We start from the raw sequence: 12,763 nt of genomic DNA, 5'->3' as shown, positions 1-12,763 counted from the left end.
TTATTGTTGTACAAAGATAAACATTTAAATTAGCACTGTGAAATCTGTAAAGACTCCATCTGACCGATAAAATAATGAACCTGAACTGATGAAAAACTTAATTTCTGTCGTAGGACCTACCGGAATCGGCAAAACGAAACTGGCCATTGATCTGGCAAAACATTTCCGTACAGAGATAATTTCCTGTGATTCCAGACAGTTTTTTAAAGAAATGAAAATCGGGACCGCATCTCCTTCAGAAGAGGAACTGGCGGAAGCACCTCATCACTTCATCGGTAATCTTTCTGTACAGGAATATTATTCTATCGGGCAGTACGAAGAAGATGCACTGAAAAAACTCAACCAGCTTTTTGAAGATCACGACACCGTTATCCTTGTCGGGGGAAGCATGATGTATGAAAAAGCAGTGATTGAAGGACTGAACGATCTGCCGGAAGCGGATGAAGACAATCAGAAAAAACTTCAGGAAATTTTTGAAAATGATGGCATAGAAAAGCTTCAGGAGATTTTAAAAGAACTCGATCCTGAATATTTTGCTGTTGTGGATTTTCATAATCACAGAAGGCTTTTACGGGCTATTGACGTTATTTGGCAGACAGGTAAAAAGTATTCCGAACAAATTGCTGTTTCACAGGATTCAAGGGATTTTAATGTGATCCGCATAGGGATTGAAGCTCCGAGAGAAGAATTATACGACAGAATTAACAGAAGGGTAGACCTTATGATGGAGAAAGGTCTCCTGGCGGAAGCGGAAGGTCTTGAAAAATTTAAACATTTAACAGCTTTAAATACAGTAGGCTATTCAGAACTTTTTAAATATTTTGACGGCGAGTGGGACCTTGATTTTGCTATTTCGGAGATTAAAAAGAACAGCCGGAGATATGCCAAACGTCAATTGACATGGTACAGAAAAGCGGATGATATTCATTATTTACAATTGGGATATTCGCAGAAGGACTTTGATGAATTAATTGAATATATTACTAAAAGAATAATGTAAAGGGTTTTATTTTGATACAATAACTTTTCGTTAATAAATGGATCAGGATAAGGCTTGAAGCTGAAGAGAGAAACCGGAAGGTTATAAATCTTTATCTGAATTAGATTCTTTATGTTTTTTTTGGTTAAAAAGACAATGTACTAATGACATGCTTTCCACGCAAAAGTTCATGTATAGGCAATACTGATTTTAAGGGAGCAAAGGCTGGAAATCAACGAAGCTGATTCGAAGAAGCGTATGGATAAGCATACCGCTTCAGCAACGAAGTCGCATCACTTTGGCCACTTAAAATAAAGCGGAATTATCCATAAACTTTACGTGAATCTTTTTTGTAGACTTGAAAAAAATATAAAATTCACATTATTTCTTAGTAAAAAAATCAAACATGATTTGTTGAGTTTTGTTAATTAAAAAGCTGATAATCAAATATGTGAAAATATTTTAACAGGCTCTGGAAATAATTTTCACTCTCTTTCTTCCAGCTTTTATACTTAAACTCCTTAATCCGAATTCAGGTTAAATAGTAAAACTTCATATCTCAAATCTCAAATCTCAAATCCCAAATCTCAAATCCCAAATCTCAAATTCTACATCGTCTTTTTACAATTAATGGATTGTTTGCCCTGCGTTAGTTTAGCCCCGGTTACGTTTCCTTTTTTATTGAATGTAAAATTAAATTCTGCATCATTTTCAGGAGAATAAAAAATATTTTCATTTTTGGGGATTAACAATCTTTTTTCTCCTTCCTTTCCGTTATTATACATACTTAAGAATAAATGATTTTTTCCGGCTTTTGAAATCTGAAATTTAGCAACGGTGATTACTCCGGCCAATTTTGCATTATAAACACCTGCAAACTTATCGGCAGATGGTAAAATTTTGCTTTCATATCTGGAAAAATCAGGGTAAATATATTTTTTTCTATAATATTTGGAAAGTATTCCGATGGCAATTGTATTGAGCTTTACCATATTTCCATTAGATAAAATAACCATTGAGAGTTGATCATCGGGAAAATAGCTTACAATTGAATGGAACTCATCTATTCTGCCTGTATGCCCATAGCCTGTTTTTTTATAGAACGGAGCAACTTGTAATCCATACCCGAATGCCTTAGTATTGGCGGTTTCCATTTGGGCAAGAGAATTTTTGGAAACCAGCTTTCCATTGAAAAGGGCATCCATGAGACGGGTAATATCTTCAGTGGTGGAAACAACCGCACCTGCTGAAAGCGTAAAGCTGGGATGGGTATCGGTTTCTTTTAACCATTTTTCTCCATCGTACAGATATGAAATATTCCTTTTGCCATATTCGCTTTCTGAAGTTTCATAATAGGTGTTTTTCAAATCCAATTGATTGATAATTCTTTGCTTTAAATTCTCTTCAAAAGATTTTCCTGTTAAGTTTTCAATAATATAACCCAACAATACATAATTGGAATTGCTGTAAGAACTGTCTTCCCCCGGTTTGAAACCGGCTTTACCGAGATTAATAAGTTTCAGTATTTCATCCTTTGAAAAAACATTGCTTTTTTTGCTGTAATAATCTTCCCACTGCAGATAATCGTAAATTCCGCTGGTATGGTTGAGCATATTTCCGATGGTGATTTTTTCCGAATTTTTAATGTCCGGAAAATATTGATTAAGCTTGGAATTTAAAGAAAGTTTTCCTTCTTCTATTAATTGAAATGTAATAATTGCTGTGAAAATTTTAGTCACCGAACCAATCCTGTATTCCTTGGAACTGTTTGGGAATCTGTTGAAATTTCCGGTGTAGATCGTTTTTCCGTCTTTTTGAAGTAAAACACTTCCTGAAAAAGCATTTTTTTCCTGCAGGTAATTCAGCAAACTGTCAATTGATTTTTTGTAATCGGGATTTTGTGCTGACAGGATTCCAAAAAAAATCAAAATAAATACCAGATATATTTTTTTCATTGTTAATTATTCTGAAGCAAATAAAATAACATTCCTGATTTATTTCAACAGTTTTTTGACCAATGAGACTAAAATCGTGACGTACAGTTTTGATGTTTAAAATGACAGGGTTTGTCCATAAAAAACATATGGTGGCGTAAAAAATATCCAGACCGCTATTAAAAATATTTAAATTTAAAGTTTTATAAAAAGAGATAATGAAGATATTAAAAGGGGATCAGTTTCTCAGGTTGCTGCTAAACACAGTATTTATAGTTTTAATCTTATTTGTTTCGGCAAACAATAATCATAAAAATTACCCTTTAAGTTATATTTTTCTGTATAATATACTCCTTTTTGTACCTGCGTACATCAATAACTTCTGGCTTATCCCTAAGCTGAACCTCAACAGAAATGTAAGAAAATACTTAACCGCTGTTATTATACTTTTTGGGGGTTCCGTCATTATACTGGGGCAATATCTAAAGTATCTGTATGATCATTTTAATACTTCCGGACTTGTTGATTTTACGCCTGTCGCAGCTACTGCTTCGGCTCCTGAAGCAGTAGAAAAATATCAGTATTATTTTGATGTTTTTCCGGGAATTGGTATTGTGATGCTTATGATGGCAACAGGTTATTCTATACAGACCTTTTTATTAAAAATTAAAAAAGAAGAACAGGCGGAAACTCAGCAAAAAATAGCAGAACTTAGTCTGTTAAAATCACAGATAAGCCCTCACTACCTTTTTAATGTGCTTAACAGTCTGTATGCTTTATCTCTTAAAAAATCTGAAGAAACCCCGGATGTTATTTTAAAAATATCTGATATTTTACGATATTCTCTATATGAAACACAGGAAAAAGAAATTGCCATAAGCCACGAAATCCATATCCTGAATATGTATATGGATATAGAAAAGTTAAGAATGTCTGAAAACGCAAGCATTTCTTTCCGGCATTCGGTAAAAGAACCCGTTAAAATTGCGCCTATGCTTTTATTGCCTCTGATAGAAAATGCTTTCAAACACGGCATTGATTCAACGGTTGAAGCTTCTTATATCAAAGCTGTATTAACATGCAGTCATAATAGCCTTATATTTGTCTGTGAGAATAATTTCAAAGAACTGCAGAAGAAAGAAACCGGGGGAATTGGTATTGAAAACATCCGCAAACGTCTGGAATTACTATACCCTGCAAATCATCGGTTAGAAATAAAAAAGCATAAAGATATTTTTAACGTTACCCTTGAAATAAAATTATAAAAAATGGACAGCATAAGATGCCTGATCGTAGATGATGAAAAACTGGCGCAGGAGGTTTTGGTACACCATATTTCAAAGTTTGATGTGCTGCGGCTGGAAGGAATCTGTAATAATGTTTTTGAACTGATTGCTTTTTTGAACAGAGACAAAAATATCGATCTGATTTTTCTGGATATTAAAATGCCTGAGATCAACGGAAATGATTTTGTTACCATGTTTAATCATCCTCCTGCCATTATTTATACCACGGCGTACAGCCAATATGCGCTGGAAGCTTTCGATCACAATGCAGTAGATTATTTGTTAAAACCGATTTCCTTAGACCGCTTTTCTAAAAGCGTACAGAAAGCAACTCAAATTCTGGAAGCGAGACAAAAAATTGTTCCTGTGACAAGGGAACAAAATGAAAATAATGATTGTTTTTATGTGAAAAGTGATAAGCGACTGGTGAAGATTGATCCTAAAGAACTTATTTATATTGAAGGGATGGGAAACTATATCTGCCTGTATACTGAAAACGATAAAGTGATGATTCACGGAACACTGAGCTCCACTGAAGAAAGCTTAAAGCACCTGAATTATATTTGCAGGGTACACAAATCATTTTTTGTCAATCTGAATAAAATCAGTTATCTGGAGCAGCATGTCATTTCATTGATCAATAAAAAGAATATTCCTATTGGATTAAGCTATCGTGATCAGGTATATGAAAAATTAAAGATATGGCAGACCCATAAATAAAATGCGGTCCCGAAAGACCGCACTCCAAACAATATAATTAAAATTTACTACTTCCAGCCGCCGCCTAACGCTCTGTAAAGGTCTACAATACTGCTTAAACGCTGTCTTTTTACAGAAGCCAGATTCAGTTCGGCCTGAAGAGAATTTCCCTGGGCTGTTATCACTTCAAGATAATTGGCCATTCCTCCTTTATACAGCATCTGGGCACTTTTGATGCCGTCTTTCAATGTTGCTGACTGTTCGGTAGCCTTTTGTTCCTGAACTTTTAAACTTTCGTTGGAAACCAGTGCATCAGACACTTCTCCCATCGCATTCAAAACGGACTGACGGAAAGCCAGTACATTTTTTTCTCTCTGTATTTTGGCCACTTCAAGATCTGTTTTCAGCTGCCTTTTCTGGAAAATAGGCTGGGTGATTCCTCCCAGTACAGATCCGAATAAGGAAGCCGGAATCTGAAACCAATTGTCAAACTTGAAAGAATTCACTCCTCCGTTTGCTGTAATTTTCAGAGAAGGATACATATTAGCCTGGGCAATTCCCACAATAGCATTGGATTCCAACAGTACCAGTTCCTGCTGACGTACATCAGGTCTGCGGCTTACCATAGCTGCGGGTAATCCTGCCGAAATATTTTGTGGAAGTGAAGTATCCGACATTTCAATCGTTCTGCTGATCTTGTCGGGAAGTTCACCTACAAGAATGCTCAGTGCATTTTCCTGAATCGCAATATTCTGTTCCAGCTGGGTGATCAGAAGCTCGGTAGACTGTTTCTGAGCAGTTGCCTGCTGTACTCCTAAAGAAGTGGTGTCGCCGCTTTCCCACATTTTCTGCGTAATACTCAATGTACTTGAACTTAATTCCAGATTGGATTTTGCGATCTGCAGCTGACGGTCAAGCATCAACAGGTTATAATATCCCTGGGCAATGGCTGCGACTACCTGGGTCTGTACCGCTTTTGATCCTTCATACGTATGCAGATACTGCATTCTTGAAACCTCCTGCTGATTTTTGATTTTCCCCCAGATATCAGCTTCCCATGAGAGATTGAAGGCCGCATTGTAATCTTCCACATGGCTTTGTCCTAAAAACAGATTAAGGCTCTGCCCGTTCATGCTGTTCTTGGAAGGTTTCGAAATCTGTCCCGAAACTCCGAAACCAACATCCGGATATTGCAGATATTTGGCCTGTTTAAGCTTTTCCTGAGATGCCGCAACCTGTTTTAAAGCGATCTGAAGATCATAATTATTTTTTATTCCTTTTTCAATGAGTTCCTGTAACATAGGATCACTGAAAAACTGTTTCCATTCCAGATTGGCGATACTGGCTGTATCTGCAGTAGCCGTGTACTGGAATTTTTCCGGAAGCCGGAGGTCCGGCTCCGCGTATGCCAGTTTAGACACACACGAAACCGAGGCCACAGCCAATATAAAAGTCAGAAAAATATTCTTTATTCGTTTCATAGTTGTTGTTTAATAAACTTTAATTGAATACAAACTTTGGAGAGAAACTATCTTATTGTTTAGCTGGAGATTTTTCATATTCTTAAAAAAATAATCTCTCGCTGATTTTGCAGATGACACAGATTTTTTTACTTAAAAACTATTGAAATGTTAAACCTTTCATTGTTCTTTCTCTCCAGAATTGGTAGTTAATTTTAATGAGCAGCTGTTAAAGCCTGTTCCTGCTGTAACTTTTTCTGGAGCCTTTTCTTCTTTCTGCTCGGCATTTTTTCATGCAGATACTGGAAGATCACGTACATTACCGGGATAATGAAGATCCCGAATATCACTCCAGTCAGCATTCCTCCAACGGTACTGTACCCGATAGAATGATTTCCTTTTGCAGAAGCACCCTGCGTCCATACTAAAGGAAGCATTCCCACGATAAAGGCAAAAGAGGTCATCAGGATCGGTCTCAGACGTAATCTTGAAGCCTGAAGTGCCGATTCTATCAGCGATTTACCTGCTTTTCTTCTCTGCACGGCAAATTCTACAATCAGGATGGCATTTTTAGCCAGTAATCCGACCAACATGATCAGTCCTACCTGTACATAAATATTATTATCAATCCCAGCCAGTCCTGTGAAGGCAAATACCCCGAAGATTCCTGTCGGAATGGTAAGGATAATGGCAAACGGAAGAATATAACTTTCGTATTGTGCTGCCAGCAGGAAGTAAACAAACAGAATACTTAAAAGGAAAATGAATACAGTTTGTCCGCCTGTCTTGATCTCTTCACGGGTAATTCCGGTCCATTCGTAGCCGTAACCTCTCGGAAGAGACTGCTGTGCTACTTCCTCCACAGCTTTGATGGCATCTCCGGTACTGTAACCCGGTTTAGGGGTTCCGTTGATCGTTACTGCGTTGAAAAGGTTGTTTCTTGTCACCGTTTCAGGTCCGAAAGATCTTTTTAAAGTAACCAGCGTTTTAGCGGGAACCATTTCTCCCGATTTATTTTTCACATAAATTCCTTCCAGGGAATTAATATCGGTTCGGTAAGGAATATCCGCCTGTGCCATAACCCTGTAATATTTTCCGAATCTGTTGAAATCCGAAACAAAGCTGCTTCCGTAGTAGATCTGCATCGTCTGCATCAGCTCAGTGACTGAAACGCCCAGCTGGTTGGCTTTATCAGAATCCACCTCAATGGTGTACTGTGGATTTCCGGCGGCATACGTGGTAAAGGCAAATGCAATTTCCGGACGTTTCATCAGTTCTCCGATAAATGCCTGGGTGGTGGTTCCCAGCTTTTCAAAAGAACTGTTGGTTTTATCCTGAAGCATGAACTCGAAACCGGAAACGTTACCAAACCCCTGCACAGTAGGGAAGTTGAAGAAGAAAGCATTGGCATCCTTCACCTGGCTTACCTTTCCTGTAAGTGTCGCAGCAATCTGGTCAGGGTCTTTCATATCACCACGTTTATCATAATCTTTAAGCTTGATAAAGCCGGCAGAATAGGGAGAAGCGTTGGCATTGCTGATGAAATTCATTCCGTCTGCTACCCAGAGGTGATTGGTGGCTTTTTCACCGTTAATGATTTTGTCGATCTGCTCAGTAGCTCTGCTGGTTCTTTCCAGTGAACTTCCCGGAGGAGTATTCACCGCATACAGAACAAATCCCTGGTCCTCGGTAGGAATAAATCCTGAAGGTGCTTTTTTAATCAGAAAAACACTGATTGCCGTAATAAGAACGAGCCCGCCTACGGCCATCCATTTATTTTTGATCAGAAATTTAACGCTGTAAATGTATTTCCGGGTCATTGTATTGAAGCTCGCATTAAATGCGTTGAAAAATCTGGCTCCAAAACCTTTTTTATGACCGTGCTCACCATGCTCTCCCTGAGGATCATTTAAGAAAATGGCACATAAAGCCGGACTCAGCGTCAATGCATTAATCGCAGAGATCAGAATCGCAATAGCCAGGGTGAATGCAAACTGCCGGTAGAAAACTCCTGCCGGACCCTGCATAAAGCCTACCGGAATAAATACGGCACACATCACCAGGGTAATGGAAATAATAGCCCCGGAAATTTCACTCATCGAATTCATGGTGGCATTCTCTACGGGCATTCCCGTCTGTTCCATTTTGGAGTGGACTGCTTCCACCACAACAATCGCATCATCCACTACAATACCGATGGCCAGAACCAATGCAAACAGGGTAAGCATATTAATACTGAACCCGAACAGCTGCAGGAAAAAGAAGGTTCCGATAATGGCAACCGGTACTGCAATAGCCGGAATTAGTGTAGATCTGAAATCCTGAAGGAAAATATAGACTACGATAAATACCAGAATGAAGGCAATCACAAGCGTTTCCACCACCTGATGAATAGAAGCATCCAGGAAGTCTTTGGAATTATACATAATAATAGGTTTCACTCCTTTTGGCAATGTAGTTTCCATTACCTTTACCTGCTTTTCAATTTCCGTCAGGATCTCGTTGGCGTTGGAACCGGCAGTCTGGAGAATAGCGAATCCTGCTACCGGCTTCCCATCCACCCTGTTGGTTGCGGTGTAAGTATAGGAACCGAATTCTACTCTGGCTACATCTTTTAATCTTAAGAATGATCCGTCATTATTGGCTTTGATGGCAATATTTTCATAGTCTTCATCCTTATTCAGTTTACCTTTATATTTAAGGATATATTCATAGGTTTCCTTACTTCCCTGGCCAAGACGTCCCGGGGCTGCTTCAAGGTTATGATCTTTAATGGCTGCAAGAACTTCCTGTGGAGAAAGGCTGTTGGCCGCCAGTCTGTCCGGCTTCAGCCAGATTCTCATGGAATAATCCCTGGTTCCGAAAACCTGTGCCTGTGCTACCCCCGGAATACGCTGTATCTGTGGAATAACATTGATCTTCAGATAGTTTTGCAGGAAAAGTTCATCGTACTGTTTAGCATCTTCGCTGGTGAGCCCCATAAACATGATCATACTGTTCTGAACCTTCTGTGTAGAGATTCCGGCCTGGACTACCTCCTGGGGAAGCTGGCTCATAGCTTTGGAAACACGGTTCTGCACGTTCACGGCAGCGTTGTCAGGATCCGCTCCCTGCTTGAAAAATACACTGAGGGTCATCGTTCCGTCGTTACTGGAGTTGGAGGTCATGTAGGTCATGTTTTCCACCCCGTTTACGGCTTCCTCGATTGGTGTTGCTACCGAACGGGCAACAACCTCAGCATTAGCTCCCGGATAAAAAGCCGTTACCTGAACACTTGGCGGTGCAATATCCGGAAAGAGGGCAATAGGCAGATTAAAGAGAGACAAGGCTCCCAATAATAAGAGTATAATGGAGATGACCGTTGAAAGGACCGGTCTTTCTATAAATTGTTTTAACATAAGAAGTTTATTTTTTTAAGTCTTCTGTGGAAACAGATTACAAAGGTTTTGCTTTCAGCAAACTGTCGGACGAGATCGGTTTCGGATGGATTGAAGCCCCGTCTTTTAAATTCCCGATTCCTGTGTAGACGATCTTTTCTCCCGGAGTAAGCCCTTCAGAGATAAAGTAATAGCTTTCAGTCTTACCAGAGATCTTTATCGGTTTGCTGGTGACTTTTTTATCTTTACCTAAAACATATACATACGTTTTGTCCTGAATTTCAAAAGTAGATTCCTGCGGAATGATTACCGCGTTGGAAATCAGCTGAGGCATGCGTACTCTTCCGGTATTTCCGGTTCTTAAAGTTCCGTTGGCATTAGGGAAAACTGCGCGTACACTGATGGCTCCTGTCGTTTTATCGAACTGGCCGTCCACAATACTCATTTTTCCTTTTTCGGGATAGATGCTGTTGTCTGCGATCACCAGTTCTACCATCGGCATATTTTTCAGTTTTTCTTCAAGAGAGGCTCCCGGATATTTGTTCTGAAAAGCAATGAAATCCAGTTCGCTTAAAGAGAAGTAAGCATAAATTTCGCTGATGTCCGAAAGTAAGGTCAAAGGATTGGGATCTGTTCTGGAGATCAGACTTCCTTTTTTATAGGGAATTCTTCCGATATATCCGCTTACCGGAGCAGTGATGGTGGTAAATCCTACATTGATCCTTGCGCTTCCCACAGAAGCTTTGGCCTGAGAGGCAGCAGCAACGGCAGCGGCATAATTGGCTTTTGCTGTTTTAAGCTGAACATCAGAAACAACTTTCGCGGCTACTAACGGCTGAAGTCTGTCTACTTCAACTCTTGCTTTTTCAATATTGGCGTTGGCAGCCTGAAGATTGGCCTGTGCCATATTCACCTGCTCGCCATAGCTTCGTGAATCTATTTTAAATAACGGCTGCCCGGCTCTTACGTAAGAACCTTCTTCCACATAAATTCTGTCCAGATATCCGTCTACCTGAGACCGGATTTCTACATTGTTTTTCCCCTCCAGGGCAGTAGGAAATTCCTGGTAAGTGGTAGCGGGAGAGGAGATGACGGTATAAACCGGAAGTTCAGGGGCAGGGGGTGCCATGTTGGAACCTTCTGCTGCTTTGGTGCAGTTCTGTAAAAGGATAATACTTGATATAAGTACGATGAACCTTATTTTTCCAGGTATTTTCATTTGATGGTTTAATTTTTTTAATGAAGTGTTAGATTTAAGTAATGGTGTTCTTTTTGTAAATCATGTTATTTTACCTAACAGTGTTAATTGTATGGGGTAAAAAAAATCAGGATTTCTGATAAGAGAGTCAGGTTGCTGTTTCCATAAGGGCAGATAGTGATTTTTTTAATGTTGTTTATATAATAGTGAAGTGTGTAAACTATATGTTAATTTTTCTAACAGTGTTAAGTTGGCTGACAAAAAGAAAAATCAAATATTTGAGTTAAGAAATTCATAGCACTAAGTTTTTATTGTTTTTTTACAGATTATATCTGATGTTATTTTTCCTAACGGTGTTAATTTTTAATTCAAAAAAAATTTACAGAGACTTAATAAAAGCCGAAACAGTTTCGTCCAGAGTTGTTTTATTCATCGTTGACGGGATGTCTGCATTCCTCATCATCATAATAGAGATCAGTCCGTGTACCGCAGAAAACAAGGCATGCGACATATGGCAGGCATTTTCAGGGTTTGAGCCGTTCTTTTTAATGATATTATAGGTGCATTCATAGATCAGGTCCTGAAAAGAAGAAAATTCTTCCTTCATCTGGCCTTTGCCGCAGCACTGCATTCCCAGACCAAACATCAGCTGGTAATATTCAGGGTTTTTAAAAGCAAAGTTCCAGTAAGCATCTACAATGGCTGTAAGCTGTTCTTCAGGAGTATCGTGCTTTCTCTGGGCTTTCAGCAGCTCTATGTGAAGAAAATGAAAACCGTTCAGGGAAATTTCATACAGAATAGCCTCCTTGTTTTCAAAATAATCATATACTACCGGAGCACTGTATTCAATGGCATCTGCAATTTTCCGCATGGAAAGCGAAGCCCAGCCTTCAGTTTTAGCCAAACCGAAAGCCGCCTGCAAAATATTTGCACGGATAGATTCTTTCTCTCTCTGACGACGTTCATGCAATCCCATGATATAATTACTAACAGTGTTAGCAAAACTACAAACTTTTGAATATAACTTCCAAATGAAATTGTATTTTTAACATTTAACTAAAGTTTATAAATCAGCAGATTCGCTTTGTATCAAAAGAAATTTTATCTTTGTGAACAAAGAAAATAAAGGATATGAATACGCCCTCCAATATGCTGGCTCTAGGAACAAAAGCTCCGTTTTTTGAGCTTCCGAACCCTTCAAAAACCAATGAAATCCAGTCTCTGGATGAACTGAAAGGAGAAAAAGGAACACTGGTGATCTTTATGTGCAACCACTGTCCGTTTGTTCTTCATGTGATTGATAAAATCAACGAACTGTACGAAGATTATAATGATAAAGGAATAGAATTCATCGCGATCAACGCCAATGATATCGAAAAATATCCGGCTGATGCTCCTGAAAAAATGATCGAATTCCAGATCGAAAGAAAATTTGATTTCCCTTATCTGTTCGATGAAAGCCAGGCCATTGCGAAAGCTTATGATGCAGCCTGTACTCCGGATTTCTATTTCTTCGATGACAAACTGGATCTTATATACAGAGGACAGATGGATGATTCCAGACCTGGAAATAATAAAGATGTAACAGGGGAAGATCTGATCATCGCATTTGAAAATCTTCTGGCAGGCGAACCTCAGGAAGAAATTCAGAAACCAAGCATGGGATGCAATATCAAATGGAAATAACAGAAGTTTAATTATTCAACTTCCTCTAAGATATAAAGCTGTTCTTTTTAAGGGCGGCTTTTTTTGTGCATTAAGCATCTGCGGATCTACAAGAGATTTTTTATGCTCGCAGATCGGGCAGATTGGGCAGATCTTTTTGTTGGA

Annotated in this window: 9 protein-coding genes; 4 read left to right on the top strand and 5 right to left on the bottom strand. The window is 38.9% G+C overall.

What is annotated here, in order from left to right; translation table 11 throughout:
• Positions 1–88: 88 nt before the first annotated feature.
• Entirely contained in the window at positions 89–1,000 is a 912-nt protein-coding gene (miaA, locus tag AC106S_RS16665; RefSeq protein WP_482440769.1) for a tRNA (adenosine(37)-N6)-dimethylallyltransferase MiaA, read from the top strand.
• 587 nt (positions 1,001–1,587) lie between these two features.
• Here miaA and AC106S_RS16660 read toward each other — a convergent pair.
• Entirely contained in the window at positions 1,588–2,934 is a 1,347-nt protein-coding gene (locus AC106S_RS16660) for a serine hydrolase domain-containing protein (protein ID WP_482440768.1), read from the bottom strand.
• A 197-nt stretch (positions 2,935–3,131) separates the two neighbouring features.
• Between AC106S_RS16660 and AC106S_RS16655 the strand changes: the two genes are divergently transcribed.
• Together AC106S_RS16655 and AC106S_RS16650 are read left to right on the top strand one after the other, a co-directional pair.
• A complete protein-coding gene (locus AC106S_RS16655) occupies positions 3,132–4,178 on the top strand; it encodes a sensor histidine kinase (protein WP_482440767.1) in 1,047 nt (348 codons plus the stop codon).
• A gap of 3 nt (positions 4,179–4,181) precedes the next feature.
• The gene (locus AC106S_RS16650; RefSeq protein WP_482440765.1) at positions 4,182–4,919 is read left to right on the top strand and encodes a LytR/AlgR family response regulator transcription factor; all 738 of its coding nucleotides are present in this window, start codon (positions 4,182–4,184) and stop codon (positions 4,917–4,919) included.
• 47 nt (positions 4,920–4,966) lie between these two features.
• Here the strand turns inward: AC106S_RS16650 and AC106S_RS16645 are convergent, their stop codons facing one another.
• The 4 genes from AC106S_RS16645 to AC106S_RS16630 form a co-directional block, all read right to left on the bottom strand.
• Positions 4,967–6,379, bottom strand: a complete 1,413-nt coding sequence (locus AC106S_RS16645) for an efflux transporter outer membrane subunit (protein ID WP_482440763.1) — start codon at positions 6,377–6,379, stop codon at positions 4,967–4,969.
• Positions 6,380–6,573: 194 nt separating this feature from the next.
• A complete protein-coding gene (locus AC106S_RS16640; RefSeq protein WP_482440761.1) occupies positions 6,574–9,756 on the bottom strand; it encodes an efflux RND transporter permease subunit in 3,183 nt (1,060 codons plus the stop codon).
• 37 nt (positions 9,757–9,793) lie between these two features.
• Positions 9,794–10,954: an efflux RND transporter periplasmic adaptor subunit gene (locus AC106S_RS16635; protein WP_482440757.1), complete on the bottom strand. Its 1,161-nt coding sequence runs from the start codon at positions 10,952–10,954 to the stop codon at positions 9,794–9,796.
• 358 nt (positions 10,955–11,312) lie between these two features.
• A complete protein-coding gene (locus AC106S_RS16630) occupies positions 11,313–11,909 on the bottom strand; it encodes a TetR/AcrR family transcriptional regulator (RefSeq protein WP_482440752.1) in 597 nt (198 codons plus the stop codon).
• Between the two features lie 155 nt (positions 11,910–12,064).
• Here AC106S_RS16630 and AC106S_RS16625 point away from each other — a divergent pair, with 155 nt between their 5' ends.
• On the top strand, positions 12,065–12,619 hold the full coding sequence (locus tag AC106S_RS16625; RefSeq protein WP_482440749.1) for a thioredoxin family protein: 555 nt from the start codon (positions 12,065–12,067) through the stop codon (positions 12,617–12,619).
• Positions 12,620–12,763: the final 144 nt, after the last annotated feature.

Source organism: Chryseobacterium sp. FR054, from assembly GCF_056844565.1.
The sequence above is the reverse complement of the archived record's forward strand: the minus strand, read 5'-3'. Positions and strand labels throughout refer to the sequence as shown.

Coding starts and splice junctions, on each gene's coding strand:
- miaA (WP_482440769.1), top strand. CDS start 89: ATGAAAAACTTAATTTCTGTCGTAGGACCTACCGGAATCGGCAAAACG.
- AC106S_RS16660 (WP_482440768.1), bottom strand. CDS start 2,934: ATGAAAAAAATATATCTGGTATTTATTTTGATTTTTTTTGGAATCCTG.
- AC106S_RS16655 (WP_482440767.1), top strand. CDS start 3,132: ATGAAGATATTAAAAGGGGATCAGTTTCTCAGGTTGCTGCTAAACACA.
- AC106S_RS16650 (WP_482440765.1), top strand. CDS start 4,182: ATGGACAGCATAAGATGCCTGATCGTAGATGATGAAAAACTGGCGCAG.
- AC106S_RS16645 (WP_482440763.1), bottom strand. CDS start 6,379: ATGAAACGAATAAAGAATATTTTTCTGACTTTTATATTGGCTGTGGCC.
- AC106S_RS16640 (WP_482440761.1), bottom strand. CDS start 9,756: ATGTTAAAACAATTTATAGAAAGACCGGTCCTTTCAACGGTCATCTCC.
- AC106S_RS16635 (WP_482440757.1), bottom strand. CDS start 10,954: ATGAAAATACCTGGAAAAATAAGGTTCATCGTACTTATATCAAGTATT.
- AC106S_RS16630 (WP_482440752.1), bottom strand. CDS start 11,909: ATGGGATTGCATGAACGTCGTCAGAGAGAGAAAGAATCTATCCGTGCA.
- AC106S_RS16625 (WP_482440749.1), top strand. CDS start 12,065: ATGAATACGCCCTCCAATATGCTGGCTCTAGGAACAAAAGCTCCGTTT.